Source organism: Streptomyces sp. NPDC006476 (assembly GCF_040612015.1).
In the GTDB taxonomy this organism is placed as follows: Bacteria; Actinomycetota; Actinomycetes; order Streptomycetales; family Streptomycetaceae; genus Streptomyces; species Streptomyces griseorubiginosus_B.
In genome coordinates this window covers 1-26,227 of the sequence record NZ_JBEXPK010000072.1, presented here as the reverse complement: position 1 = coordinate 26,227, position 26,227 = coordinate 1, and the positions used below count along the sequence as shown (strand labels likewise).

At 69.1% G+C, this 26,227-nt stretch carries 23 protein-coding genes and 5 pseudogenes; 10 read left to right on the top strand and 18 right to left on the bottom strand.

Annotated features, from left to right (window positions below; all coding sequences use genetic code 11):
- Window positions 1–37: 37 nt before the first annotated feature.
- Together ABZZ74_RS43480 and ABZZ74_RS43475 are read right to left on the bottom strand one after the other, a co-directional pair.
- A complete protein-coding gene (locus ABZZ74_RS43480; protein ID WP_356949659.1) occupies window positions 38–1,132 on the bottom strand; it encodes an alpha/beta hydrolase in 1,095 nt (364 codons plus the stop codon).
- Window positions 1,129–2,685 (bottom strand): bifunctional 3-(3-hydroxy-phenyl)propionate/3-hydroxycinnamic acid hydroxylase, encoded by a 1,557-nt coding sequence (locus tag ABZZ74_RS43475; RefSeq protein WP_356949658.1) that lies wholly within the window; start codon window positions 2,683–2,685, stop codon window positions 1,129–1,131. The genes ABZZ74_RS43480 and ABZZ74_RS43475 overlap by 4 nt, the downstream gene beginning before the upstream one ends.
- Window positions 2,686–2,890: 205 nt before the next feature.
- Between ABZZ74_RS43475 and ABZZ74_RS43470 the strand changes: the two genes are divergently transcribed.
- From ABZZ74_RS43470 to ABZZ74_RS43460, 3 genes are all read left to right on the top strand, one after another.
- Window positions 2,891–3,538, top strand: a complete 648-nt coding sequence (locus ABZZ74_RS43470; RefSeq protein ID WP_356949657.1) for a helix-turn-helix domain-containing protein — start codon at window positions 2,891–2,893, stop codon at window positions 3,536–3,538.
- A 423-nt stretch (window positions 3,539–3,961) separates the two neighbouring features.
- Complete coding sequence (locus ABZZ74_RS43465; protein ID WP_356949656.1) at window positions 3,962–4,732, top strand: hypothetical protein; 771 nt, start codon at window positions 3,962–3,964, stop codon at window positions 4,730–4,732.
- A gap of 506 nt (window positions 4,733–5,238) precedes the next feature.
- Entirely contained in the window at window positions 5,239–6,141 is a 903-nt protein-coding gene (locus tag ABZZ74_RS43460; protein WP_356949655.1) for a LysR family transcriptional regulator, read from the top strand.
- A gap of 22 nt (window positions 6,142–6,163) precedes the next feature.
- On the opposite strand, the gene ABZZ74_RS43455 is transcribed toward ABZZ74_RS43460, so the two are convergent.
- The 8 genes from ABZZ74_RS43455 to ABZZ74_RS43420 all read right to left on the bottom strand — a co-directional run bounded on the left by ABZZ74_RS43455 (window position 6,164) and on the right by ABZZ74_RS43420 (window position 13,977).
- Complete coding sequence (locus ABZZ74_RS43455) at window positions 6,164–6,730, bottom strand: nitroreductase (RefSeq protein ID WP_356949654.1); 567 nt, start codon at window positions 6,728–6,730, stop codon at window positions 6,164–6,166.
- An 87-nt stretch (window positions 6,731–6,817) separates the two neighbouring features.
- Entirely contained in the window at window positions 6,818–7,846 is a 1,029-nt protein-coding gene (locus ABZZ74_RS43450) for a TauD/TfdA family dioxygenase (protein ID WP_356949653.1), read from the bottom strand.
- A 31-nt stretch (window positions 7,847–7,877) separates the two neighbouring features.
- Complete coding sequence (locus ABZZ74_RS43445; protein ID WP_356949652.1) at window positions 7,878–8,972, bottom strand: aspartate kinase; 1,095 nt, start codon at window positions 8,970–8,972, stop codon at window positions 7,878–7,880.
- Window positions 8,969–10,012, bottom strand: coding sequence for an aspartate-semialdehyde dehydrogenase (locus tag ABZZ74_RS43440; RefSeq protein ID WP_356949651.1), 1,044 nt, complete (start codon window positions 10,010–10,012; stop codon window positions 8,969–8,971). The genes ABZZ74_RS43445 and ABZZ74_RS43440 overlap by 4 nt, the downstream gene beginning before the upstream one ends.
- A gap of 52 nt (window positions 10,013–10,064) precedes the next feature.
- A complete protein-coding gene (locus ABZZ74_RS43435) occupies window positions 10,065–11,036 on the bottom strand; it encodes a DMT family transporter (RefSeq protein WP_356949650.1) in 972 nt (323 codons plus the stop codon).
- A 187-nt stretch (window positions 11,037–11,223) separates the two neighbouring features.
- Complete coding sequence (locus ABZZ74_RS43430; protein ID WP_356949649.1) at window positions 11,224–12,168, bottom strand: transporter substrate-binding domain-containing protein; 945 nt, start codon at window positions 12,166–12,168, stop codon at window positions 11,224–11,226.
- On the bottom strand, window positions 12,165–13,457 hold the full coding sequence (locus tag ABZZ74_RS43425) for a methylaspartate mutase (RefSeq protein WP_356949648.1): 1,293 nt from the start codon (window positions 13,455–13,457) through the stop codon (window positions 12,165–12,167). Before ABZZ74_RS43425 ends, ABZZ74_RS43430 begins: the two co-directional genes overlap by 4 nt.
- A gap of 28 nt (window positions 13,458–13,485) precedes the next feature.
- Window positions 13,486–13,977 carry a cobalamin-dependent protein gene (locus ABZZ74_RS43420; RefSeq protein ID WP_356949647.1) on the bottom strand — a complete coding sequence of 164 codons (492 nt, stop codon included), beginning with the start codon at window positions 13,975–13,977 and terminating at the stop codon, window positions 13,486–13,488.
- A gap of 375 nt (window positions 13,978–14,352) precedes the next feature.
- On the opposite strand from ABZZ74_RS43420, the gene ABZZ74_RS43415 reads away from it, so the two are divergent.
- Complete coding sequence (locus ABZZ74_RS43415; RefSeq protein WP_356949646.1) at window positions 14,353–15,414, top strand: YihY/virulence factor BrkB family protein; 1,062 nt, start codon at window positions 14,353–14,355, stop codon at window positions 15,412–15,414.
- Window positions 15,415–15,452: 38 nt separating this feature from the next.
- On the opposite strand, the gene ABZZ74_RS43410 is transcribed toward ABZZ74_RS43415, so the two are convergent.
- Window positions 15,453–16,874 (bottom strand): MFS transporter, encoded by a 1,422-nt coding sequence (locus tag ABZZ74_RS43410; protein WP_356949645.1) that lies wholly within the window; start codon window positions 16,872–16,874, stop codon window positions 15,453–15,455.
- A gap of 49 nt (window positions 16,875–16,923) precedes the next feature.
- Window positions 16,924–17,397 carry a MarR family transcriptional regulator gene (locus ABZZ74_RS43405; RefSeq protein ID WP_356949644.1) on the bottom strand — a complete coding sequence of 158 codons (474 nt, stop codon included), beginning with the start codon at window positions 17,395–17,397 and terminating at the stop codon, window positions 16,924–16,926.
- A gap of 351 nt (window positions 17,398–17,748) precedes the next feature.
- Between ABZZ74_RS43405 and ABZZ74_RS43400 the strand changes: the two genes are divergently transcribed.
- On the top strand, window positions 17,749–17,970 hold the full coding sequence (locus ABZZ74_RS43400) for a hypothetical protein (protein ID WP_356949643.1): 222 nt from the start codon (window positions 17,749–17,751) through the stop codon (window positions 17,968–17,970).
- Window positions 17,971–18,121: 151 nt separating this feature from the next.
- Entirely contained in the window at window positions 18,122–18,361 is a 240-nt protein-coding gene (locus tag ABZZ74_RS43395; RefSeq protein WP_356949642.1) for a hypothetical protein, read from the top strand.
- Here the strand turns inward: ABZZ74_RS43395 and ABZZ74_RS43390 are convergent.
- On the bottom strand, window positions 18,351–19,358 hold the full coding sequence (locus ABZZ74_RS43390) for a DUF2278 family protein (RefSeq protein WP_356949641.1): 1,008 nt from the start codon (window positions 19,356–19,358) through the stop codon (window positions 18,351–18,353). The genes ABZZ74_RS43395 and ABZZ74_RS43390 overlap by 11 nt on opposite strands.
- A gap of 661 nt (window positions 19,359–20,019) precedes the next feature.
- Here ABZZ74_RS43390 and ABZZ74_RS43385 point away from each other — a divergent pair.
- The 3 genes and pseudogenes from ABZZ74_RS43385 to ABZZ74_RS43375 all read left to right on the top strand — a co-directional run bounded on the left by ABZZ74_RS43385 (window position 20,020) and on the right by ABZZ74_RS43375 (window position 22,413).
- Window positions 20,020–20,306: pseudogene (locus ABZZ74_RS43385) on the top strand (thioredoxin domain-containing protein).
- 116 nt (window positions 20,307–20,422) lie between these two features.
- A complete protein-coding gene (locus ABZZ74_RS43380; protein ID WP_356949640.1) occupies window positions 20,423–21,274 on the top strand; it encodes a DUF6424 family protein in 852 nt (283 codons plus the stop codon).
- 14 nt (window positions 21,275–21,288) lie between these two features.
- Window positions 21,289–22,413 (top strand): DUF2235 domain-containing protein, encoded by a 1,125-nt coding sequence (locus ABZZ74_RS43375; protein WP_356949639.1) that lies wholly within the window; start codon window positions 21,289–21,291, stop codon window positions 22,411–22,413.
- A gap of 172 nt (window positions 22,414–22,585) precedes the next feature.
- Here ABZZ74_RS43375 and ABZZ74_RS43370 read toward each other — a convergent pair.
- From ABZZ74_RS43370 to ABZZ74_RS43355, 4 genes and pseudogenes are all read right to left on the bottom strand, one after another.
- Window positions 22,586–23,032: pseudogene (locus ABZZ74_RS43370) on the bottom strand (transposase); the annotation flags it as partial.
- Between the two features lie 375 nt (window positions 23,033–23,407).
- Window positions 23,408–23,665 (bottom strand): annotated as a pseudogene (locus tag ABZZ74_RS43365) (peptidoglycan-binding protein); the annotation flags it as partial.
- Window positions 23,666–23,701: 36 nt separating this feature from the next.
- Window positions 23,702–23,845: pseudogene (locus tag ABZZ74_RS43360) on the bottom strand (LysM domain-containing protein); the annotation flags it as partial.
- Between the two features lie 489 nt (window positions 23,846–24,334).
- Window positions 24,335–24,466 (bottom strand): hypothetical protein, encoded by a 132-nt coding sequence (locus ABZZ74_RS43355; protein WP_356949638.1) that lies wholly within the window; start codon window positions 24,464–24,466, stop codon window positions 24,335–24,337.
- 627 nt (window positions 24,467–25,093) lie between these two features.
- Between ABZZ74_RS43355 and ABZZ74_RS43350 the strand changes: the two genes are divergently transcribed.
- On the top strand, window positions 25,094–25,651 hold the full coding sequence (locus ABZZ74_RS43350; protein WP_356949637.1) for a hypothetical protein: 558 nt from the start codon (window positions 25,094–25,096) through the stop codon (window positions 25,649–25,651).
- A 493-nt stretch (window positions 25,652–26,144) separates the two neighbouring features.
- Here the strand turns inward: ABZZ74_RS43350 and ABZZ74_RS43345 are convergent.
- A pseudogene (locus ABZZ74_RS43345) lies at window positions 26,145–26,227 on the bottom strand (transposase); the annotation flags it as partial.

The following is a 26,227-nucleotide window of genomic DNA, read 5'->3' as shown; positions in this document are numbered from 1 at the left end:
TCGGTAGCGGTCTCGCCGGTGAAGTCCACTGGTTGTCCTAACTTTTCGGGGTGCTCTGGCCGGTGAGGTGGTCGGCGAACCAGTCGCCGGTGAGTGCGTCGCGTTCGGCCGCGTGGTTGTAGAGGGTGTGTTCGCCGTCGGGCCAGATGCGGACGGTCGCGGTGGCGGGGTCGGCGGCTTGCAGGAAGGGCTCCTGGTCCTCGTAGCGGGCCAGGGGGTCCTGGCCGCCATGCAGCAGGAGCAGAGGGCAGGTGATGCGGTGCTTGTCCGGGTCGAAGCGCAGGGCGTCCATGGCCTCGGTCACCCGGCCCGGGTCGTCGGTGCCGACCACGGCGGCCATCTGCTCGCGGGCGGTACGGAATTCGGGGACCGTGGGCGCGGCCGGGGCGCCGTTGACCACCACCGCGCCGACGCGCGGGTCGGCGGCGGCCAGATGGGCGGCGAACAGGCCGCCGAAGCTGATGCCCTGCACCCCGATCGCGCCGCCGAGGCGAGGATCGGCCTCGACCAGATCGAGGAAGCGGGCGAAGCCCTCGGTGACGCGCTCGTCGACGTACAGTCCATGGCGCAGCCGCGACTCGCCCTGCCCGGGACCTTCCGCGAGCAGACAGGCCAGGCCGCGTGCGGTGTAGGCGTCGGCGACGGGCAGGTACGCGGCGCCCCATCCGCTGAGCCCACCCCAGATGACGACGGTGGCCCGGGCCTCGCCGGCCGGCGGCAGGCACAGCCAGCCGCCGAGCCATCCGTCGCGATATGAGATCTCCACGCGCTCCACGGCGGGCGCCAAAGCGGCGGTCGCGGCGGTGTGCCGCGCGTACAGATCCCGTTTCTCCGCAGTGTCCGTATGGTGCGCCATCTGCGCGAACAGCCAGGCCGCGGAGGCATAGCGGTACGCCTGCCGGGCGGTCGTGCGGTGCCCCGCCTCCCCCGCCTCGCGGGCCCGTTCCAACTGCTTCCCCGCGATAGCCGCGGCGGCGTCCTGCCACGGCGCCCCGGCCGCGGTGTCGGCGAGCAGGCGGCGGGCATCGGCCGGATCCATGCCGCAGTCGGTGAGCCGCGTGAAGGGCATGGCCCGGTGCTGGGCCGCCACCAGCGGCGGCAGAGCAGCCGTCCCGGGGACTGCGGCCGTCATACGGCCACCTTGGCCGTGCCGGACAGCGCTTCGTCCAGGTCGTCCACGAGCGCGCCGAGGTCCGTGCTGTCGGCCGCCGCGCCGAACAGCACGAAGTCCGGGCGTGCCAGGTAGGCGACCGCGCCGAGGCGCCGGAGGTACTCCCGGTGCCGCCCGTCGAGGTCGTCGGCGGTGTCGAGGGCGACCACGGCACAGCCCAGGCGCGTCAGCCTGGCGAGCCGGTCGGGGCCGAGGGCGGCGGTGGGATCTTCGGCGGTGACCAGGGCGAAGCCGTATCCGGTCAGGTCGTCGAAGCGACCCGTGCGGCCGTCGGCGAGGCGGACGCGGCCCTGCGGGGTAAGGGTGCCAACGGGCGCGCCCCCGCCCGGCCTGAGCACCCCGCCGGCAAGAGGCGGGAACGGGGGCGGCGGGGGCACCTTGCCCGCGAAGAAGGCCGCGTCACGGGCCGCCGCGGCCTCGACGTCGTGGGTGTTGGCGACCTTGCCGAGGCCGATCGCCATGTGCGTCAGGGCGGTGACGTGCGGGCGGCGCTCGCTCTCGTAGGTGTCCAGCAGCGCTTCGGGCGCCAGGCCGCCGAGGACGAGGTGGAGTTTCCAGGCGAGGTTGGTGGCGTCGCGGATGCCGCTGCACGCGCCCTGGCCGAGGTACGGGGGCATGGTGTGGGCGGCGTCGCCGGCCAGGAAGACCCTGCCTGTGCGCCAGCGGGTGGCGATGCGGGCCTCGAAGGCGTAGACGAGCTGACGGGTGATCCGCAGGTCCTCCGGGCCCAGGTCGTGGTACTGCCGCAGCAGCCGCCAGGCGACCTGGGAGGCGCTCATCTCCTCGCGGGACTCGCCCGGCAGCACGGCGAACTCGAAGCGCTGGCGGGTGGTGCCGATGTTGATCGTCATGTGGCCGCGCGCGGGATCGCAGTACTGGGTTCCGTAGGCGAACTCCGGTGGCTGGGGGCGCAGCCACTCGGTGTCGATGTTGACCCAACTCTCGTTGAACCCGAAGTCCTCACGCTCCACGCCGAGCAGTTCCCGTACCCCGCTGCGGCTGCCGTCGGCGGCGATCACATATCGGGCCCGGACCTCGTCGCGCGGACCATCCGCACAGTTGGTCTCGGCGTTCCAGCCGCACAGGCGCAGGGTGACGCCGTCGTCGTCCTGCTCGAGGCCGGTGACCGCCCAGCCCTGACGGACGTCGACCGTGCCGTAGCCGCGCAACCGCTTGTCGATGGCGCTCTCCACGTCCGGCTGGTACATCGAGATGTGGTCCGGATATCCCATCGGGCCGTCGGGGTTCGCCGGGATGCGCACCAGCGTTTCGTCCTTGCCGTTGACCCACAGGTACTCGCATGGGGACGAGTCGCGCAGCGCCTCGTCGACATCGCCCGCCGCCTGGACGGCACGTGCGGTCTCGTCGTCGATGTGGGTGAGCCGGGGCAGCCCGTACAGAGCCGGCCAGCGTTCGCAGACCACCACCCGGTGGCCGAGCCGGCCGAGCAGGGACGCCGCGGCGAGCCCCGTCGGACCGTAGCCGACGACGGCGATGTCATAGTGCGGAGCCATCAGACGCCTCCAGAGACAGCCCCGCGCCGTTGCGAGGGGTCGTGGTGGGAAGGGAGGAAGGGGGAGGGTGCGGCTCGACCGTGCGGTGCACGCCGCCGCTTCACGGGAAGTCGGATTCGCGTGAATTCGGATTCACATTTGGAGTGAAGCGAGATTCACACGACGGCAACATGGACGTCAAGAGCCCGGTCGATAAACTGCGCAGATGACCGAGTCCCCCACCCGCCGCCCTGCCGCCCTCCGGGAAGGCAGTCGCCGTTCGCAGCAGGACCTCATGCAGGCCGGGTACGCGCTGCTCGAAGAGGGTGGGGTGGACGCGCTGACCGTGGCCGCGGTCGCGGAGCGGGCCGGCATGGCGGTCGGCAGCATCTACCGTCGGTTCGGCGACAAGGAAGGACTCCTGCTGGCCATCCAGCATGCCTTCACCGAGAACCTCCAGGCCGAGATCACCCAGCGCATGTCCCCGGAGCGGTTGCGCCTCCTGCGCGATCCGGCCGTGGCGATCGCCGAGGTGGTCGGCGCGATCACCGACGCTTTCCGGGCACACGAGGCCCTGTTGCGTGTCTTCCTGCTGCTCGGCATCCGGCACGAAGCGGTACGGGTCGAGGGTTCGCGCGTCAGCGTCGAGGGCAACCACAACTTCGCCGAAGCGCTGCGTCACATCGCCGTCGCTCATCCGGATCCCGAGGCCGCACTGGACTTCGCCTTCCGTCTGGTCTACGCCACGATCGCGCACCGCATCACCCAGGGCGAGTTCCTCGAATCCGACCGCCCGCTGCCCTGGGACGAGCTGCGCAGTCACCTCCAGACCGCGGTCATCTCCTACCTCCTGGACACCCCGGACGGCCGCTGACCCCACCAGCTCACCCTCGCGGAAAGTGTGCGCACGACTCTTGACGAGCAGTGGATTCTGTGTGAGCTTTTCCTCACGCTTTATGTGAATACTCATTCACACACAGGTCACCCCTGCCTTCATCCCGCGCCCAGAGCCTCACTGCCCATCGCGTCACCACGGCACAGGCGGGCCTGTGCGCACCTCCAGAAACGACAGCTGCCCACGGGCCGGCTTCCCGACCCTGCCGACGATGTCAGGAGGCCCATGTCCACCGCCCCGCCCTCCCCCCATGCATCCGCCGCCGCGTCCGGCTCGCACGGCGTCCCCGAGTTCGATGTCGACCTCTTCTCCGAGGAAGCCATCGCCGACCCGTAGCCCCTCTACCGCCGACTGCGCGATCTGGGCCCCGTCGTACACCTCACCACACAGCAGATCCACGCCGTGGGGCGCTACGACGAGGTGCGCGCCGTGCTGGCCGACGACGAGACGTTCCTCTCCGGCCACGGTGTCTTCTTCAGCGAACACCTCAACCAGCTGATGCGTGGCACGATCCTGGCCAGCGACGGGCCGGAACACGAACGCCTCCGCCAGGTCGTCGCACACCGGCTCACCCCGCGAGCCCTGCGCGAGGAACAGGCGTCGATCGAGGCGAAGGCCGATGCGCTGGTGACCGCACTGCTGGAGCGGGACGACGTCCTCGACGCAGTCACCGACATCGCCCAGGCCATGCCCATGTCGGTCGTCCCGGACTGCGTGGGCGTACCCGAGGACTGCCGTCACCGGCCCATCGAATGGGCCGTCGCCCGCCTGGAAGTCGGCGTCCCGCCATCGGAACGGGGCGCGGCCGCCGTACCGATGACCGTCGAACTCGCGGAGTACCTCGGCGCCCTCGTGGCGGAGCGACGCACGATCCCCGGGTCCCTCGCGCACGACCTGCTCGCGGCGGCCGACCGCGGGGAGGTGTCCATGGAACAGTGCCCGGCCCTCATGATCGACTATTTCGGCCCTTCGTTGGAGACCACTATCAGTCAACGAGGTGATCCGCCTGGAGAATCCGCTGCGGTCCTTCACCCGGGTCACCGGCCGGGACACCGAGATCGCGGGATGTCCCCTGCCGACGGGCTCACGGGTCGCCGCCGCCCAGGACACCGTGGCCCCCCGTGGAGGAGGCCCGTGAGATGTACGACCGAATCCCCGAGCCGAAAGAAGTGATGGAGTACCCCGGCCAGCACTACGAGATCCTCTCCCACCACTTCGAAGAGAGTCGGCGTCGTAGGCGATCTCCGCGCACGCCATCGCTAGAGGCTTACCGACGACAGTGCACTCGGCAGCCGCGAACTCGTCCGCTGCCGACCCAGCCGAAGCCCGCCTCAACGCAGCAAGGCGATCGGTCGATTGATCGTGTTTCGGAGAACAGCTGGCGCACTCTTCATGTTCGTCCCTACCTGACTCTGTGAATCGCGAGTAGGCCGGCAGCGTCGGTCATGCCCGCGAGGCCCGCCTCGGAGGTGCGGCTCCGACTGCCTGGCGGGGCGCTCTTCGCATGGTGGTGGGTCGTGCGTCCACGCGGATGTTGGATGGTGACAGAAATCACGTTGCTTACTGTTTCAACTGATAATCTATCTATAGCTTTGTCGCTTTTGCGGGTGCTGCGTGGAGGCACATGTCGGAGGCATGATCCTCCCGGCGTTTCGTTCACATCGTAAAGGGATGAACGGATGGAGATACGTCAGTTAGTGACCTTCCAGAAGGTCGCGACGCTGCTGAGCTTCACTCGCGCCGCAGAGGAACTCAGCTACGCGCAATCGAGCGTGACGACGCAGATTCGTGGTCTGGAGTCGTCGCTGGGGACAGAGTTGTTCGACCGGCTCGGTGGGCGGATCCGGTTGACGCCCGCCGGTGAGAAGTTGTTGGAGTACGCGGAGCAGATCCTGGAGCTGGCCGAGGCGGCACGGGCGGACGTGGCCGGTGGGGACGGCCCGGCGGGGACCTTGACGGTCGGCACGATGGAGAGCATCACCTCCTATCGGATGCCGCCGCTGCTGGAGTTCTTCCACCACCGGTATCCGAAGGTGCAGTTGTCGTTGCGCCCGAGTCTGTGTGCCGAGACCTGCCACGCGCTGCGCCAGGGCACCTTCGACATCGGTTTCCTCATGGAGCAGGAGACCCGGCACCAGGGCCTGGAGACGGTCGTGCTGGCACCCGAGCCGCTGGTGCTCGTCTCCTCCCCCAGGCACCCGCTGGCAGCACGCGGGACGTTGTCCCTGGAGGACCTGCGGGCGACGTCGGTCCTGACGACCGAGGCGGGGTGTGCCTACCGGGATCTGTTCGAGGAGGAGCTTCGCGGGGCGGAGACGGTGTCGTTCCTGGAGTTCGGCACCATCGAGGCGATCAAGAGGGGTGTGATCTCCGGGCTGGGGATCGCGCTGCTTCCGCTGGTGACCGTCGCGGCGGAAGTGGACAAGGGCGAGCTGACGGCACTGCCCTGGGACGTTCCGTTCGCCGTGTACACCCAGTTGGCGTGGCGCAGCGGACGACGGCTGTCGCGGGAACTGAAACTGTTCATCGACCAGGCGGTGCGGCTGATGCAGGAGGAGCAGCCGCTGGCCGCGTCCGTGTGACGCGTCAGCCCGGCGACGGGGCTCAGACGCTCGCCGGTTCGGGCGCGAACACGGTGATCCGGTCGCTGACGTCGTCCGGCAACCGCAGCCGGTGCGGCTGTGCCTCCTTCGCCGTGCCGATGTAGAGCCAGCCGAGCAGGCGTTCGCCGGCCCGCAGTCCCAGCAGCCGGCGAACGTCCGCGGATTCGGTGAATCTGCCGGTGCGCCAGATACTGCCGTAGCCACGGGCGTGCAGCAGGAGCATCAGACAGCCCGTCATCGCGCTGGTGGCGGCCAACTGCTCCCATTCGGGCACCCGATGGCCGGCGACGGGCGTGAAGACCAGGGTGGCGAGCAGTGGTGCGCGGTGGGTCTTGGCCTCGGTCCGGTGGCGTTGTGCGTCCGAGGACGGGCTGTGGCCGGCGAAGCAGCGGCCCAGGGCCGTACGTCCCTCTCCCCGCACCAGGATCCACCGCCAGGGGCGGAGCCTGCCGTGGTCGGGGGCGGTGGCCGCGGCGCTGAGCAGGTGGGCGAACTCCTCGTCGCCGGGGGCGGGTTCGACGAGACTGTGGGCGCTGCGGCGGCTCAGTACGGCCGTCATGACGTCCATGGTGATCCTTCTCCTGGTGTCTGGCACAGCGAACGGGTGGAGGGCCGGGTGGCCCGGCCCTCCGTTTCACGCCAGCGGCGCAGGGGATCAGAAGTGGACGCGCCGGTCGCCGTCGGACTGCCGGTAGCGGATGGTCCACTGGCTGCGGCGCACGTAGGTGCGCTGGAGCCAGCGGTCGGCGCCGTCGTAGCGGGCGGTGAACGGCGTGCGGGCGTGCAGGCCCTTGCGGTTGTTGATCAGCAGGGCCTCACCGGGGCGCAGGTGGACCTGGTGGGCGGTCTCCCGGCACGCGGCCTGGAGACGGTCCAGGGCAGCCTCGGCGGCGGTGGTCATGGCGCGCACGCCGTTGGCGGAGGAGGAGATCTCCGGGAACTGCTCGGGCCCGCTGATCATGGCGACCGGGTCGGAGAGGACCTCCTTGCCGCCCGCCACGTCGCGGACGTAGCTGCCGGGGGCGTTGAGCCGGAACAGCGGGCTGCGCAGCAACTGAAGGGTGCGGGAGTCGAGGGCCCTGACGATGTCCCGGGCGTCCGCGTAGTGGGTGGCGGCGATGCCTTCGTGGTCGGCGCGCAGGCAGCTGAGGACGAGGAAGTCGGGGTTGCTGACGTCGTAGCGGCCTATGGCGTCGTGAACGATGTCGTTGTGGAAGTTGAGGAAGACGGTCGAGCCCTGGTTGGTCTGGGTCATCGCGCCGCCCTCGACGGGGATGACGTCATGGACGAGTTGCCCGTTCTTCTCGGTGAGGAAGCCCACCGGTTCGCCGAGCAGGCCGGACAAGCCCAGCAGGACGCCCTCGGCCACGAAGGTCTTCTTGTCGGTGGCCGGGCCGCCGTCCGCGGGCGTGGCGGGCAGTTCGGGATCGGTGGGGAGGTTGCGTACGTAACCGACGCCGGCGGTGTCGTTGTGACGGCCGAAGTCGAGGATGCGCTGGAGCAGTTCGGTCGGCAGGGTGGCGAAGATCTGGTGGTAGCGGGCCATGGCCCGGTCGATGTCCCGCGTCGGATCGGGTTCGGCGGCCAGGGCTCGTCCGATGGAGTCGCGCACGCCGTCTGGCAGTTCGATCAGGTCCAAGGTCTGCGGTGCGGAGGTGCTGCTCTCGACGGTGGTCGCGGTCATCGTGATGTCTCCTTTCGAAAACAGAGGTGACTTACAGGGCCCGGAGCCCGAGGGCCGGCTCGGACGGTTCGGGCAGGGCGTCGTGGAGTTTCTGCGCGAGCCGGTGGGCCTGCTCGGCGTCGGCGGCGATGTGGGTGGTGGCCCGGCTGCCGGTGATCTCGGTGACCGGGATGCCCACCGTCCGGGCCCGGGGCAGGTCGTGCAGCCGGTGGAAGCGGTCGATGTCGAGGTAGCCGCCGACGACCATCAGGTGCGGACCGTCCTCCAGCCGTACGGTGTCGATGCCTTCGGTGTGGAAGACGCTGTGGGCGAGGTCGGCGTCGGCAGCGGTGGCGTAGGCGAGGATCCTGGACTTGGTGTTGGCGACGACACCGGCGGCAGGTCCGCCGTCGCCTGCGATGACCGTGCCGAAGGGGAAGGGGGCCCGGTTGTGGCGGCAGATCAGCGTGATGCCGTGCTGTTTGGCGGTCCGCACCGACCTGCGGTGCAGGACCTTGGCCCCGTACAGCGACATCAACGCGGCGGTGTCGTAGGTGACCTCGGGGATCAAGCGGGCGCCGGTGACCATGTTGGGGTCGGCGCTGTAGATGCCGTCGACGTCGGAGTGGATCTCGACCCGGTCGGTGCCGAGTGCGGCGGCGACCAGGACGGCCGACAGGTCGGAGCTGTTCTTGCCGAGCCAGGTGGGGCGGCCCTGCGCGTCGGCCGCCTGGCCGCCGGGGATGAGGACGATCTGGTGCTTGTCGAGAGCCCGCCGCAGTGGTTCGGCCTCCAGCCGCGTCGCCTTGGCCCACATGAACGTGCTGTCGGTGACCAGGCCCTGCTGATGGCCCGCGAGCACGGTGGCGGTGAGGCCGGCGCGGTGCAGGGCGGCGGCCAGGAGCTGGGCGCTGACGGTGTCGGCGAGGGTGAGCAGTCCGGCGACGGTGGCGTCCTCCGGCTGCGGGTTGACCTCGTGGAGTTGGCCGCGCAGCTTCTCCGTCTCGCCCGGCATGGCGCTGACCACCACGGCCATCGGCCGCTGCTCCTCCTCGGCCCGACGGCGCAGGGCGGCGGCGAGATCTGCGTAGGCCGTGAGGTCGGGGAAGGTGGAGCCGCCGAACTTCAGGACGGCGTAGTCATTCACAGCACACCTCGCTCGGTCAGGGCCTCGGCGATCTGCAGCGCGTTGAGGGCGGCGCCGATACGGACGTTGTCGGCGACGATCCACAGCCAGAAGCCGCGCGGGTTGTGGGCGAGGACGCGGACGCGGCCGACGTGCACGCGGTTGGGGTCGCAGGCGGTGCGCGGCGTGGGGAACGCGCCGGGCCTGTCGAGGTCGTGGACGGTGACCTCGTCCTGCTCGGCGAGCAGCCGGACCAACTCGGCCCGGTCGACGGGCTGGTGGCACTCGATCCAGGCGGCCTCGGAGTGGCTGTTGGCCACGGGCACGCGCACGCAGGTGGTGGTGACGTCCAGGTGCGGAAGCCCGAGGATCTTGCGGGATTCCTGGAGCATCTTCTGCTCCTCGAAGGTGAAGCCGTCGTCGAGGAGGCGGTCGATGCGGGGGATGACGTCGAAGGCGAGCGAGGGGCTGAAGGTCCCGGTGACGCCGGTGCTGTGGGGGTCGTCGAGGACCGCGCGGGCACCGGCGCGCAGCTCGTCGATGCCGGAGTAGCCCGCGCCGGAGGCCGCCTGGTAGGTGCTGACCACCGCCTGGCGGATGCCCCAGCGCTCCTGTACCGGCTTCAGCAGGCGCACCAGGGGGATGGTGGAGCAGTTGGGGTTGGCGATGATGCCGCTGTCCGGGCGCGCGTCAAGTTCGTGCGCGTTGACCTGGGGGACGACGAGCGGGGTGTCGCGGTTCATCCGGAAGGCGCTGGTGTTGTCGATGACCAGGGTGCCTCGGGCGACGGCCTTGGGTACGAAGGTGCTGCTCACGCGGGCGCCGGCGGAGAAGAAGGCGACATCGGTGCCGGCGAAGTCGAAGCCGTCCAGGTCGTGCACCCGGTAACGGCGGCCCTCGACGGTGATCTCGCGGCCGGCCGAGCGGGCCGAGGCGACCAGGTGCAGGTCGCGGTAGCGAAAGCCGCGCTCCTCGATGAGTTCCAGCAGGGTGGTGCCGACGACTCCGGTGGCGCCGACCACCGCTATGCGCGGTGCGTTCGGGTCGGTGACGCGGGGCATGGCGAGGGGTCCTCTCAGACGGGCTCGGGCATGAGCGTCGGACGGCGTGGGGTCAGACGGTGGTGCGCTTGCCGGACGTGGCGGCCGGCTGCAGGGAGGCGGTCTGGGTGGAGTCGGTCTGGGTGGTGGCGGGGCGGAGGCGGGGGCGCCAGCCGAGGTTGATGCCCAGGGAGGCCGCGACGATGAGCGGGATGCCCAGCGCCTGCACCCAGGTGACGTGGTGTCCGTAGACGGCCCAGTCGCAGACCATGGCGGCGGCCGGGTAGACGAAGGCCAGGACGGCGATCTTGGAGGTGGGCAGCTTCTGGTACGAGGAGTACATCAGCACGTACATCACGCCGGTGTGGATGAAGCCCAGGCCGACGAGCCAGGCCCAGCCGCTGCCGAAGTGCGCGCTCTGGCCGAGGTGGGTGAAGGGCAGCAGCAGCGGGATGCCGAGCGTGACCTGGACCAGGGCGACCAGGTGGGGCTTCACGCCGGTCACGCGCTTGGTGATGATCGTCGACAGGCCGTAGAAGAGGGCGGCGAGCAGGGCGTAGCCGACACCCACCAGGTAGGTGCTGTCGCCGGAGAGGTCGGACGAGGAGATGCCCGAGACGAGGATGAGCCCGAGGAAGGCGACGATCAGCCACCCCGCCTTGTGTGCGGTGATGCGGTCCTTGAACAGTGCGGCCCCGAGCAGGACCACGAAGAACGGCTGGGTGTGGTAGACGACCGTGGCCACCGAGATCGACGTCTTGCCGTAGGACTCGAACAGGAAGGCCCAGTTGAAGACGATGAACACGCCGCCGAGCGCGGCCAGGGCCAGCTTCTTCGGGGTGAACCCGTGGTTCTTGAAGAAGCCGCGGGCCACGCAGTACAGGCTGAGGAAGAGGGTGCCGAACACGCACCGGTAGAAGACCACGTTGAACGGCGAGGCGCCCGACTCGACGACGAAGACGCCGATGGTGCCGGACAGCAGCATCGCCGCCGTCAGTTCGATCGCGCCGCGCGTCTCCGGACGGCGCGTTTCTGATGCGCTCATGACATACTCCTGCTTCGGGTGGGAAGGTCGGGCAATGGGTGGGGCCCCGGTTCGAGGTGACCGGGCCGATGCAACGAAGCTACGAGCTGGGGCGCGGCCCGGTCCACGTGCTGCTGGGGAACGAATTCGATGCCCGCATCAAGGCTCTCGATGGGGCCCCTGACCAGGCGGAACTCTTCTGTGCGGCTCAGTGCAGGGGCAGCGGATAGTGCAGGCCTCCGTCGATCCACAGGGCGTTGGCGCCGCGAGTGACGTCAAGGCCGGAGGCCGGGCCGAGATTGCGCTCGTAGACGTCGCCATAGGTACCGACGGCGTCGAGGACGCGGTGCGCCCAGCCACTGCCGAGACCGAGCAGGCGGCCGTGCCGGTCCGCCAGGTCGGCGGCGGACCGTGCCGTGCCGCCCTCGCGGACGGCCGCCTCCGCGCCGACGAGGAGTTGCAGTACCCACCGGCACACTCGGAACCAGCCCGGATCGTCGTCACGGACTGCGAGTGCCATCGGCTCGCGGGAGATCGCGGTCTCCAGCACCACATGGTCCGCCGGGCGCGGCAGGGTGGCCCGTGCGCCGGCCAGCGCGATGCGGTCCAGGACGTAGGCCGCGCTACCGCCGTCCACGTAACCGGCGAGCGCCTCGGCGGGAGTCGCGTAGGCGACGGCCTCGACCTCCAGGCCGCGCGCACCGAACCACGCCGCCAGGTTGTCCGCGGTCGTGGTGCCCGCCTGGATGGCCACCCGCCGCCCGGCGAGCTGCTCCGGTCTCGATATCCCCTCCACCGCACGGACGAGGAAGCCCTCCCCGTCGTAACAGGTGACCCCGGCGAACAGCACGGGATGGGCGGCCTCACGACCGAGCGTCCACGACAGGTTGCAGGTGGCCACGTCCGCGGCGCCCGAGACGAGACGGGTCAGCCGCTCGGCGGGATCCGTCGGCAGCCACTCCACGGCGGCCGGGTCACCGAGCGCTGCGGCGGCCACCGCCCGAGCGATGTCCGCGTCCAGCCCGCTGTACGATCCGCGCCCGTCCGGCACGGACAGGCCGCGGATCCCCTGGCTGACCACCGCCTGTACGGCGCCCCGCTCGCGCACCGTGTCCAGCGTCGCGACGTCCTCGCGTACCACAGTCGTCGTCACAGCATCCCCCTCGCCGTCGCGCCGACCAGTTCCTCACGGTCGAAGCGACGCTCGTTGTAGCCCAGCATGTCGATCAGCGAACGCGCGGTCACCGCGGTGGCGCCGTGGCCGTCCGACACGGCCACGGGCATCGCTCCCGGTTCGGACCAGCGCAGGGTGCCCGTCGGGTCGATGGCGGCCCGCGAGCGGTTGGCGTTGTCCCGGTGCAGGCAGTAGGGCACGTCCAGGTGGCCGCGGGCGAAGGCGCCCACCAGCGCGGAGCCGACGTCGTCGCCGAAGTGCAGCGTCGACGTGATCAGCCGCTGCGCCTCCTCGTAGATGCCGGTCTGCCTGAGATCCTGCCCGGCCGGCGCCCGGCGACGCTCGTCGGCCGCCACGGCGGCGGCGAACTCCAGGGCGTCGACGTTCTCCTCGATGGTGGGGATCCGGTAGGCCTCCACCGCGGTTTTCACGATCAGCCGCTCGGTGCCACTGCGCACCGCGAGGCGGACGCTGTCCTCCAGCATCCGGTAGGCGCCCAGTGGTGTCTTCGGGAAGACACCCATGTACGTGTAGAGCACCACGTGCCAGTCGGCGTCGTCCCCCAGCCACTGCGCGGCAAGCCGGCGCAGCGCGGCCAGCGCCTCCAGGTCCTGCTCCGAGCTGGTCTGCTGCGCATAACTCACCGAGATGCTCCGCAGGCCGTGCTCGCGGAAGAACATCCCCTCCAGAACGCTCAGCGCGATCAGCAGGCTCGGCGGGCACAGTTGACCGAGCATGCAGCCGCCGAAGCTCTCCAGATGCATCGGCTCGGGCCGGTCGGCCAGTATGCGGCAGCACTCGGCCCAGGCCTTGGTGGCCTGCGGCAGCGGCACGCGGCTGTAGGGCAGGCAGTACGACACCGGGCCACCCTCGGTGGCGTCGGCGCCGACGCGGGCCAGCGCGGCGAACAACTGCCTCGGCAGGGCGGAGCCGTGCCGGAACTGGACGGGGAAGTCGTCACCGGCCACGCCGCTCAGCAGCCGCCGGGTCTCCTCCTCGCCCTGGGCGACGACCGGGTATCCGTTGAGGTCGTCCCCCCGTTCCAGCGCCCGCCGGGCGCAGTCGTGGTCGTTGACCCGGGTGTAGCTGTCGACGGTGACGGTCCCCACGGACGCGCCGTGCACGGCTCTGACGGCCTGAAGCCCTCTGCGCATGGTCGCCGTGTCGGCGAACCCCATCCGCGGCTGCACCACCAGCCGGCCCTGTTCGTGGCTGCGTCTGACGTAGCGGGCGAAGCGGCTGAGCGCAGGGGCTGCGGGTGCGGGCACGGGTGAAGGCACAGGTCCGGCGTTCATCTCATATCCCCTTTCCCGACATTGCGAGTTCACGGGAACGGCGTTCTTCCAGTTGGCGGGAAGGACGTTCCTCGAGCGCTCTGAGAAAGGCGTCGAATTCGGCCAGTCCGGCCTCCGACTCGAATGCCGCGTCGAATCCGGCGGCCACGAGCTCGGCACCGAACCGTGCGTTCTCGGCTCCGCGGATGCCGAGTTTCCCGCCGATCACCACCCGTAGACCGGCCAGTTCGGGGTCGTTCCGGATCCGCCTGATGAGCCGGAGTCCGTCGAGGTGGCCGTGGCCGTTGACGGTGCTCACGACCAGCGCGTGAGGGCGGCGTTTGCGGCACTCGGCCAGGATCACGTCGTCCGGGACGCAGGCACCGAGGTTGATCACCTCCCCACCCCGTTCTTCCAGCAGTAACTGTAAGAAGACGAGGTTCCACATGTGTGCGTCCGACGACACGCTGGTGACAATGAAGCGGCTGGAACGTGCCAGGTGTATCTCGTCCATTACTCCCATCCGCAGGTCGGAAAAGCTGCCGCCTCGAAAATTACGAGTTCGGACGACCCAGGTTCCACGGCCTGCTGGGGAATGAAATCGATACCCGGATCGAGGCTGTCGATGAAAGACCCAAACTCCGAGGAGCGGCGCGCAGACCCGACGGCCGGGAGGACGGCGAGCAGGGCGATGACGGCCGCCGAGGCGGCTGCGGCTGGCGCCAATGCCGCGCAGACCAGTCGGGCCGCCCGACCCATGACGCGAGGTCGGTGGCTCACCCTTCCACCGGGCCACTCGGAAGCAGCCCTGACCCATCGCGGTCACCCCGCTCGCCGGATCGGGGGACCGCGCCCTGATTAGGTGGGTGTGTAGGGGTACCCACTGGGCATGAAAATGCATATTCCAGGACGAAAAGAACATCACGGACGCAACGAGGCTCCCGAGCGTGAAGCCCCGCCGCCCGAGGAGGCCGGCCCCGATCCCGCGGTGGAGCGGCACGCACCAGGCGCGCCGACACAGCTGCCGAGGACGGCCTGGGGCGCGGTGCTGAGGAAAAGCCTGCGGGAGTTCAAGGACGACGAGCTGACCGACCGGGCCGCGGCGCTGACGTACTACGGTCTGCTGTCGCTGTTCCCGGCCCTGCTGGTGCTGGTGTCGCTGCTCGGCCTGGCCGGCAAGTCGGCCACGGACACGGTGCTGAAGAACCTGCAGCAGTTCGCCCCGGGCTCCGCCCGCACCATCATCACCGGGGCTGTCTCGCAGCTGCAGAACAACGCCGGTCTCGGATCGGTCATGGCGATCGTCGGCATCGTCCTGGCGGTGTGGTCGGCATCCGGCTACGTCGCCGCGTTCACCCGCGCCGCCAACGCCGTCTACGACATGCCCGAGGGCCGCCCGGTGTGGAAAATCCTCCCCGTGCGGGTCGCACTGACGGCCGTCCTGCTGGTGCTCGCCGTGATCAGCGCCCTGATCGTGGTCTTCACCGGCGCGCTGGCCCGCAAGGCGGGCACAGCGCTCGGGGTCGGCGACACCGCCCTGACGGTGTGGTCGATCGCCAAGTGGCCCGTGCTGGCGGTCCTCGTCACGGTCATGATCGCGCTGTTGTACTGGGCCACGCCCAACGCGCGCGTGAAGGGGTTCAAGTGGATCACTCCGGGCAGCTTCCTGGCCCTGCTGATCTGGCTGCTCGCCTCCGCCGGCTTCGCCTTCTACGTCGCCAACTTCGCCTCCTACAACAAGACGTACGGCACCATGGCCGGCGTCGTCGTCTTCCTCATCTGGCTGTGGATCAGCAACCTCGCGATCCTGCTCGGCCTCGAGTTCGACGCGGAGACCGTACGGCAACGGGCGATCGCCGGCGGCATGCCGCCCCACATGGAGCCCTACACCCAGCCCCGCGACACCCGGAAATGGACCGAGGAGGACGTGCGCCGCCTGGACAGGTCGTGAGCGTCGTCCAGCGGATGACGGACGGCACGTGGCCGCTGTCAGCGTCGGGGTCGCGGGGGCAGCGAGCGATCGGCCACACTCATGATGATCAGGGCGGCACTGATGCCGACCATGATCCAGGCGATCTGGTGGAGGCCGTAGTCGGTCACGTGCGTGTGGAACACGATGCCGGTGATGGCCGAGGATGCGATCGAGCCCATGTAGGCGAAGGTGCGCAGCAGACCCGAGGCGCTGCCGAGTTGTTGAGCGGGAGCCTGGTCGTACAGGGCGGTCTGGTTGCCGGCTGAAGCGGCGCCCATCGAGATGCCGAACACAACGGTGATGGCAACGAACAGGCCGATCCAGGTGGAGGAGGTCAGCAGGAGAACGCCCGCCGACCCCGCCGTGCACATCAGCGCGGCGGCGATCAGCGGTCCTCGTATGAGATTGCGTCGCGACACCGGCGAGATGACCACCGCGGACACCAGGGTCATGGGGAGCAGGAGCAGCCCGGATGCGCTCTCGGACAGGCCACGTACGGCCTCGGCCCATTGCGTGAGCCCGTAGAGCACGATGTACACGCACAGCATTGCCAGGCCGAAACGCAGATAGGTCCGGGTCAGAGCGCGGTTGGCCGCGAGCAGGCGCACGTCGAGGAACGGGGTGGCGGCACGCAACTCCCAGACCGCGAGCGCCGCTCCCGCTGCCATCGCGATGCCCAGCAGATACCAGTGCACGACGGGGAGGTCGTAGAGGAACACCAGCAGTGCGGTCATCGTCGCGCCGAAACCGAGGATGCCCGGCACGTCGAGGGCGGAGGCGACGCCACGCGGGGTGTGGTCACGGCCGGTGGGGCTGTCAGGGGGGATCCAGGCCAGTGTCGCGGCCAGGGCGACCAGTGCTACCGGCACGTTGAGGAAGAAGACCGACCGCCAGGTCAGGGCACCGACCAGGAGACCGCCGACGGGCAGTCCCAGCGACGCCGTGGCGGTGCCGGCTATCTGCAGTGCGCCGAGGACGTTGCCGGGCGGTTCGTCGAGGCCGGCGTCGCGGGCACGGCCGCGGATCAGCAACATCGCCGTCGGGTAGGCGCAGGAGGTGCCGAGACCGATCAGGACCCTGCTGATGAGCAGCGTGATCAGGTCCTGCGCGAGGCCGCCCACCGTGCCGCCGGCCCCCACCAGCACGATTCCGGCCAGAAAGACCCGTCGTGGACCGAACACCTGGGCGGCCTTGCCGGCCGTGGGCTGGGCGATGGCGCTGGCCAGATACAGTGCGGTCACCAGGGCTGCGGTCTGCCCGACCCGGACGTGCAGGCTGACGGCGAGCGGTACCAGCGCGGTAGCGATCAGTGAGCTGTTGATCGGATTCAGCGCCGAGCCGATCAACAACGGTGCAGTGAACCGCCCGGAGAACGGACGCGCGGCACCGCCCGCCTCGCTCCGGGCGCTTGCGACGACATCGGACTCCGGCTCGTTCACGGCATGCCCTCCGTTCCTCGGGGTGGGGCTCGATGATCACGGTCGCTGGTCAGAACAGGTCGGCCAGCCGCTCGATCAGCGGCGCCGCCGCGTCGAGAGTCGCGATCTCTTCGGCAGTGAAGGACGTCGCCATCGCCGCGGCCATCGTGTCGGCGACGACGCTGCGCTCGGAACTCAGCACGGTCCGGCCGGCCTCGGTGACCGTGAGCAGCTGACGGCGCCCGTCAGCGGGATCGGCGGTACGGGCCACCAGCCCACGGCCTTGCAGGACCGCGACGGTGGCGCCCATCGCCTGGGGAGTGATCTGCTCGCGCCTGGCCAGTTCCGCGGTGGTGACCGCACCCAGCCGTTCGAGCCGCGAGAGTGCCGTCAGCTGCGGGCCCGTCAAGTCGCCCTCGCTCAGCGCTTCATGACTGCGGCGCCTGAACGCGCCGATGCTGATCCGCAGCCGAGTGGCCACCCCGATCAGTGCGGGGTCCGGCTCAAGGTTTTCGGCGCGGCCGTCCGATGCTCGCGAAGTCATATTAGAAGGCTAGCCTTGCAAGATTCGCTTTGCAAAGCTAGCCTTCCAATAGGCCTGGAACGCAGACTTCCACCGCCGCGAGGATCCCGCCCACGATGCCGAGTCCGGCTCCTCCGCAGCCACCTGCCGAACACGATCCGACCGGCGGACTGGGGCTGACGTCTGACATTTCGGAGCCGGCGACCGCTATCTGAAGGCCGTTGTCGCCTAGCCGGCCCCGCCGGCCGGCGGGCTATGCGCAGCTGTTCGTCGGCCTCTGGCTTGACAGTAACGCGGACGATCCCAAAAGTACGCAGGCGCGGCTTGCACAGTCGATGGCACCCGACGCCGAGCTGCCCGAGCCGGCCACCCATGTACCCGGCCGCGCCGCCGGTGACAGCGGCGCGCAGCATCCCGCGCAGGCCCCGCGTGTGGTCGGTGACCCTGGCTGGGCAGAACACCGACGGGCGGCTGCGCTACTACACCGTCCCGGTGACCGCCAACACCACGTTCACCACATTCACCGGGACCGGTACGCCCGGCCGGGTCGCCGGCCCGGCCTGCCCCCCGCTGCCACCTCGCCCTACGCCGTGACCGTCCCCGAAGGAGAAACTGACGTCCACTGTCGGGGAGTTCCTCACCGCCTACCTGACCGGCGCCGGCGAGGTGAGCCGCTACCTCGCGCCCGGTGTGGAGCTGTCGCCCGTCTCCCCCGGCCCCGTACACGGCCCTCTCCCTGAAGCAGGTGTCGGCCATCGAGGACACCGCGGCCGCCACGCAGCAGGTGCCGGCCGACGGCACCACGGTGCGGGTCCTCGCTTCGATGGAAGCCCGGGATGCGACCGGCCGTCGGCTGCTGGCCTACGAACTCACCCTCACCGCCCGCTCCGGCCGGCCGGAATCGTCGACCTGCGCCATCGCGGTGCCCGCACGGTCGATCGGCCCGGCCATGAGCAGGGGCCGCCGGTCCCCCGTCAGAAGGTGACCGCTTCACCCTTCGGCTCAGCTCGCTGGGCGGTGTAGGAAACGCCGTGCACCTTGAGGCCGTCCGGGCCGAGGAGGGTGATGGCCCCTCCGGCGTCGCCCAGGCGGAAGTCACCGGAACCGGGGACAGTCAGGGTCGCGCCGGGCTCAAGGCTGACGTCGGGCAAGGGGAGCTTGCACTTCTCCTGATCCGCGAGCTGCCAGTTCGTGAGACTGACGGAGGTGCGGGAGGTGTTGATCAGGGTGACGGTTTCGCTCTCCTGTCCAGGACCGAGGGGATCGACCAGGGCAGCCACAATCCGCACAGGGCCTCGTCCCTCGTCGGTGCGGCGGGGGGCGGTCTCGATGGCGTGGCCGTTGGTGTCGTCCGTATGCCATGCCTGGGACTGGAAGGCCAGGAAGATCCCGATCCAACGGGACTCCCCGGGTAGGTGCAGCAGGAGTCCGCCGTCCTGCCAGACCCCGTCGTCACCGCGGAACCGGCCGCTGTTGCCCTGGTTCATGTGGATGTCATGGACGCCGTTGCCGGGCTCGAACCCGAAGATCTTGTCCGGCTTGCCTTCTTCCCGACCCCAACGCTGGCCGAAGGCGTACAGGCAGACGGCTGGGTCGTTGATCGCCCGCTGGATGTAGTGATCCAACAGGTCGGCAAGGTCGTTGTCAGAACCCGGCAGGTCCGGGGGCAGCAACCGCATCTTGGCGGGGTCGAACAAGTTGCCGCGGACGAAGTCGAGGCTTGACGCTCCCGGTTGGGACCGCAGCCCGGTCCAGCCGCTGCCAGCGACCGGGAGCATGTCGGTGAGCGGATGGTGGAAGTCGTCGTCAGCCAGGTACAACAGCTCCGAAGGGGCCTGCTGTGACTGCACATTGACGGCAGCGCGGTAGTGCGTGTTCGAGTCGTCGACAAGGTGAACTTGGTAGTGCGGGGTGTCACTGTGCCCTTCCCGGCGCCTGTCGACAACGTGGGCGGCCAGCACCCCGTACTTCTTCAGTGGCATTTGGATCACCCTTCACTTCTCCGGCCGGCCCGGGCGCTCCGATGTCGGCACTCCAGCGGTGCGGGTCAACTCACGGGTGAGCAGGCGCCGTCCGGCGGAATCGGCGGGGCCGAATGCGATGTCCTTGTCCGAAGGTGTAAGCCTTGGCGGACAGAGCGTCGGCCGACGCCGCCCAAGCGACCGGTGTGCACCCGCACACGGGAAGATCCGCGCGCAGCTGCGCCTCCATGGCCGCGGGCACGGGCACATCCAGTGGCCGACCCTGTGCCTCGCTCCGCGGCAGCCGCAGGGCGGAGCTGTTGGCCAGGCAGTCGTTCCGGTAGCGGGCTTCCGCGGGGCCTTCAGCGGATCGGTGTGATGGTGTTCCGCGGCCACTGAAAGCTTCGGGCTCTGCCTGCTTCCATGCCGAGGTTCGGTCTGGTGCCCGGGTTCGTTCGACCATTTCGGTCGCCTCAGTCGGTCCGGTCACTCATTGGACCCATTCCTTTTCAGGCTAGGTTTCCCGGCGAACCCTCGCAACTTCCCTTCCGGGCGACACATGATCGCTTACGACGCCAGAAGTGCGCCTCAGTAGGCTGCATGACGGAGCTGCCGGACGCGTGCGTGCGCACCGCGCTGGAGCATCCGAATCTCCTGCGAGCCGAAGACAGCCTGCCGCCCCATAGGTGCTGATCTTGGTAACATGACCGACGCAGACTTCCAAAGAGTCGCCCTCAAGAGCAAGAAGCCCGTGGCCGTGGTCTTTTGGGCGGCGTGGTGCGGGCCGTGCAGAATATGCCGACGATCATGGTCTTCCAGAAGGGGAAGGCCGCCACGAGGATCACCGGCGCCAGGTCGCAGACGACGTTGCAACACGACCTCTCCCTTATCTCAAGAACGCCTCGTCCAGTCCCACACGTCCCGGTCCCTGACCGAGTCACCCGGGACCTGGCATCTGCCGTCGCTTAAGTCGCGATCGCCTGATTCGAGGCGCACATTGGAAGCAAGGATATTTCGCCCCGCGAGGGGATATCCGCCCTCAGAGTCGGTGACCTGCCCGCGGGGCCGGGCTGAGGAGGTCATCGATGGCACACACTGAACTCCCGCTGGGCGGCGTCGAATCGGAGAACCATCCGTGGGATATCCGCCTCGTCGAACATCCGAAGCGCTTTGAGTCCGCGCAGTTCCGCGCCGCCAAGAGGACCGCGCACGCGATCCTGGGCTCCATGGACGACTCCGACCTGCCCTACGGGCCAAGGCCCGTCGACCCTGGGGCGGGGCCGGGCGCTCCCGAGCACTGGGAGATGCACCACGGGGGCAGCCTGTGGGTCAAGGGGTCCGGGGGTTGGCGTATGTACCGGGCTCGCGTCGGCATCGAGTGGAGCATGCAGTTCTGCGCGGACCCCGCGAAGGTCGACCGACTCCGGCAGGAAGCCGCAGAACTGGTGGACGCCTTCCCGTTGACTCTGCCCGCGCTGGCGGAACTGGGTTACGAGGAGGCCGAGGCTCTCCTGCGCACACCAATCAAGGATGCCGACGGGGTTGAGGCGTGGACCGACTCCCTGTTCAATGCCTGCGTGCCGCTGAGCCGGGGAAACCACCAGGGCATCCTTCCCAGCGTGCCCGGTGAGCACCACTACCCATGGCCGGTGAAGGCCGCGGACTTCGTCCGGTACGACGACTTCCAGCTGTGGGTGACTCTGCCCGACGGCACCCACGGCGCCGTCACACCGGTGGACCGCCGCGGGTCCGGTGACGGGCACGTCCGCCTGGCCTTCGTCCCCGAGGGCAGCGCCGCCGCCTCGACGATCGCCGAGGCGCAGGACCGTGGCCTGATGGCCGTCCTGCCGGCCAACAGCGATGTGGCCATGCAGGCGTTCGCTCAGCAGGTCGACTCCGGGCGAGACACTGCTGCCGACCCGCTGTCCACCCGTTAGAAGGGAGCAGCGACATGCCTCGCGCGATCGTCGTGTGCCTGGACGGGACGGGCAACCAGGTGGGCGCAAGTCACCCCACCAATGTGGTCAGGCTGGTGGAGATGCTGGACACGGACGATCCGGCACGCCAGCTCGTCTACTACGACCCCGGGGTCGGAACTCTGTCGTCGGGCTCCGCCCACGGGCCGGTCGGCCGCCGGCTGTCCCGCCTGTGGGGGCTCGCCTTCGGCAGCGGGCTGAGAACCAATCTCGCCGAGGCGTACACGTACCTCATGCGGCACTGGCAGCCTGGCGACGAGGTGTACGTGTTCGGCTTCAGCCGTGGCGCCTACACCGCCAGGGCGCTCGTCGGCATGCTCAACAAGCCCGGCCTCATGCGTCCGGGCTCGGAGAACCTCGTCCCGTACGCCGTGTCGAAGTACGCCTTCAACCACGACATCGACCGGAGCGAGGAGGAGGTCGCACGGTTCTCGCACGCGTTCTGCCGGCGCACCGAGAACGAGCCGCTGTGGGCGCAAGTGAAGCAGAACAGTCCGCGCCAGGTCTCGCACCACGCACTGCCCGTGGCCTATCTCGGTGTCTGGGACACCGTGAAGGCGGCCGGACTACTACGCGTGGGGAGTCTGCACTGGCCGTACACCCACCAACTGCCGAACGCGGCCCGCGTCCGGCACGCCGTGTCGCTCGACGAGACCCGTCGCCCCTACCACGAGTTCCTGGTGACGCCCCGCCCGGCACCACGTCAGGGCACTGTCGAGGAGGTCTGGTTCGCGGGGGTGCACTCGGATGTCGGTGGCACCTTCGCTCATGCCGAGGGGGATCCCCTGCTCTCGACGATCCCTCTGAAGTGGATCACTGACGGTGTCTCCCAGAACCTGGCGTTCCGTCCTCAGGCCTACGACACCGTCTGCGCGGTCACCGAGGACTTCGCCTGCGCCGCGGTCCATGACAACGGCCCACTGTGGATCCTCGCGGGCCGCCGCAAGCGTCCGGTGCCCGTCGACGCCGAGCTGCATTCCAGCGTCAGGCTGCGCCGGGAGCGGAACCCCAGGTACCGCCCAGACCTGCCCGATCCCCAGAAGCCGGGGCGGTGGGCGGACCCGGACTGGACCAAGCCGGTGCCACCCCCCGACGATTGAGCGTCCGGCCTGGCCCTCACAAGCAAGTCTGGGTCGGCATCGACGCCGGCGAAGACCCATCACTGGGCAGTCGGAGTCAACGCCAGCGCAGAGAAGTGTTCGAGGAGGTCGTCAACGGTGAGGATGAGATCCTGGCCCTCATGGTGGTGGCGTGCGAGAGTGCCGCGCCAGTGTAGCGGGGGCTGAGGCGGCGGTAGCCGGACAGCCACGACATGGTGCGCTCGATCACCCACCTGCGCCGCCCCAAGCGTTCGCCGGACTCGATGCCCTTGCGGGCGATACGGACTCCGATCCGCTTGCCGCGTAGCCATTTCCGCAGATCGGGCCGGTCGTACGCCTGCGGGCGCTGGGGCTTGAATACCGGCCGCGGTGAGGGTCGTGTCTCGTTTGGTGGCCCTCGATCATGGGCTTCAGCCCTTCGCTGTCGTGGGTGTTGCCGGCCGAGACGCCGACGAGAAGGGGCAGTCCGTTCGCGTCCGACAGGATGTGCATCTTGGAACCCGGCTTGCCCCGGTCCACGGGGCTCGGGCCTGAGTGTTCGCACCCTTTTTAGCCCTGACGTGGGCGGTGTCGAGACGACACGGGTGACGTCGATGAGGCCTGCGTCGTCGAGGCGGTGCACACGGCTTCGTGCAGGCCCCGAGAGGCCGGCAGAACGATGCTGCCGTCGTCGCCGGTCTCCGAGACCCAGGCTCCAGCCGGGGGGTAGGTGGCCTACACGGGTCGGGGCGGGCCTTCGGACAGCAGTCTCAGTCCAATGTGGGTAGAGCGGCCGCAGGGTGCGGGATCATCGCCTGGGCCGTCATCTTCGGATACTCCCAGGAACTCTTCACCAAATGGTTTGACGGGCAGGGCCAAAGGGTTCTGGAGTCGGTACGTGGCCCTTGGATCCCCGGCCCCCGCCGGCCGCACCACCCTCGCCCCCGCAGCACGGCCTGCATCCCGCGCCGGATCAGTGACGGTCCGCCCAGCCGACGAGGAGTCCGAAGGCTGATCACTCGGTCAGAACGGCGGGCACGTGGAGCCTGTCCCAGCTCTTCTTGCCCGGAATGCCGTCCGCGTCCTTGCCCGAGAACCCCAGCTTGTGCTGCCACTTGGCGTAGGAGGCCTGGTCGGCGTCGCTCCACTGATAGTCGGGCCTGCTGCCGGGGTAGGCCGAGCAACCCTCCTCGATGAGGCGGTAGCCCATGGCCTCGATGATCGGGCTGCCTGTGTCGGGCACGAAGAAGTCGGCACCCGGGAAGGGCTGGTACTCACCGTCCGTCTCCGGTGCAGAGACGCGGACCCGCTGCCCAATCCGAATCACGTCCGGATTGGTGATCTCCGGATTCCACTCCAGAATCTGGTCCAGCGTCAGACCGTACATGGCGGCAATCTTGTTCAGATTGTCGCCCTTCTTTACCGTGTAGAACTTCGTTGCTACCTCACTCATATGATCCACCCTAACAGGCCCCTGACAATGTGCAAATACAAGTCATTTGCCGTTTCAGCTATTTACGCGTCAACTGCTCGCATCTCGGGCGGGCAGACACCGAGTTGCATGGTGCCGCATCCTGTTGCGGTCTCCGTTTCCCTCTTCCCTCTGAAATCCGAATACGCCGACGAGCGGGAGAATCTCGAGAGCCCCGGTGGGAGTGTGATCTACGATCGTCAGACGTGGGAAGAAGATCGGGCACGCCTTCGGCGACGGGCCTGCCCGCGTCTTCGCACAATTGGCCGCCGATGATGGACTCATTGATGCTGGTGCGACCACGGCAGCGCTCCCAGGAGCCCTCACCGAGTTCGTTTGTTCCAGAACGCCAACTCATTCCAGCGTGCGCGAGTCAAGTGTCAGCCTTGCCGCCTTGGCCGATCCCGCGGTCGTTCGTCCACTGATGGGCCCTTCAGTGAGGATTGGAAAACGTCCTGGCTATGGAGGCAGTCACCAATGGGATTTGCCCAGCAGGTAAATGATGCCCAGGAGGACGGCCAGGATCAGCGCCGGAGCGGCCAGGCCTTTCGCGATCGAGGTCAGTGTCTGAGTACCGCCTGCTGCCCGCAAAGGCTGGGCCATTCGCTCCTTCGCCCCGTACGCCGGCGCATCGCGGCCGCCGCTTCGGGGCGTACTCCCCCGCCGCCTGCGCGCTGCCATCCCAGCCTGCTTCCTCGTGCAACACCGCCTGTCCCGTAGTAGCCGGCCGCCCGTGTCCTGCAGGCCGTCAGCCGGGGCATCTGCAGGGTCCAGACGCAGACTCGTGGCGGAAAACCCTGCAGACCGGCCCAACACCGTTGCGCCGTCGCAGGGTTTCCCGCCTTCCACGCCGGCAGACCGCCCACTCACCCCCGGCCACAACCCCAACGACAAGAGGGACGAGGGGCATTCGCCTCTGGTGTGGGCGGCTGCCGTCACGTCCGCGCGCATCGGGCCCATGCGGGCCGGTGGGCAACCAGGGCAGCGCTACTGAGGTCGCCGGCAGTCGCGGTCGGTGGCGACGGAGCCGGACAGGCTCTTCGCCTGGGACATCACGACAGCCGCCCGGGAACAACCTGCCGGCGGTCGCCTCGCCTGATGACTTGCCGGCAAGCCCACACGCCCCGCCCCGGCACGGGCGGAGGCAGGGCTGAGCAAGGGCCGAGCAAGGGGCGAGAAGGGGCTGTCCGGCCGGTACCCATCGCTAGCACACGGCTCTACGCTGCGGACATGGTGACTCCGTCCGAGGGCCAGGACAGCGACGTCGTCGAGAACTTGGGCGCGGACCGTCCGCTGCTCCGGGAGCGCTGGCAGGCGCTCTCGCGCCGCGCCCAGGCGTCGATTGCCATGTCGTCCGGTGCACTCGTCCTTGGCATGCTCCTCGGCTACGTCGTGGCCACCCGCCCTCAGCCCGGACCGCCCGACCCGGTCGCCGCCACCAGCGTCCGGATCACCGGCGTCGAGATGCCGCACCGGTACAGCCTGGATTTCGGCATCACCGTCCGCATCGCTTCCGCCGCCCCCGTGACGTTCACCGGAACGAGACAGGGCTACGACGGTTTCCTGCAGACCCGGCCCGTCCCGGGCGCCGCGCTCCGGCCCGGCCAAGCCCTCGTCCTGCACGCACGCATCAACGTCTACTGCCAGCTGCCTCTCCCCCCGACCGGAACGCCCCTGCTGTTCGTCACCGTGCGCAACACCCGCCGAGAGGGCCGGGCCCCGGTCCTCCCCACCGCGGCCCAGTCCGCCGACATCGATCACGCCGTACAGCAGATCTGCACGCACTGACCTGATGTCACCCCGCCCGCGACACCATCAGCATCCCTCCCGCCCGCCACTACAACAGCCGGCACACGCCTGCCCAGCCCCCGTCAGGACGACAGCCCCGCACACCTCACACAGCGGGCCGGCGCCGACCCGGACCAGGACCAGGAGGTCCCAGATCGTCCGGCAGTCCACTCACACGCCAACCGGGTTGGGCCGTCACCACCTGTGCCGCGCGTCGGTTTTACGCCCGTGGGGCATCCGTGGCCGGCAGCCGCAGGTCACCCGGTACGGTGTGCGACACTGGCCGCGCCACGCCCAAGCCCGGACCAGGCAGTTGGGCACCGAACCCGTGTCACCGTGCTGCAGGAGGGGCCATGACCGTAGCGATCTTGCGCTTGACGGCGGGTCTCGCTGTCATGAGCCTCGGGATAGGCCTAATGATCCGCTTCAGGGGCGAGGCGTACGGCGGCCACTCACCGCACAATCGCTGGCCAATGATCATCCTAGTGCCGCATCAGGCAACGTTCGCCCTGTGCACGACCTCGCGTAGGCGTTCGTCGGTGGCGTGCTTGTTCCGCCAGATGATGTAGCGGCGGA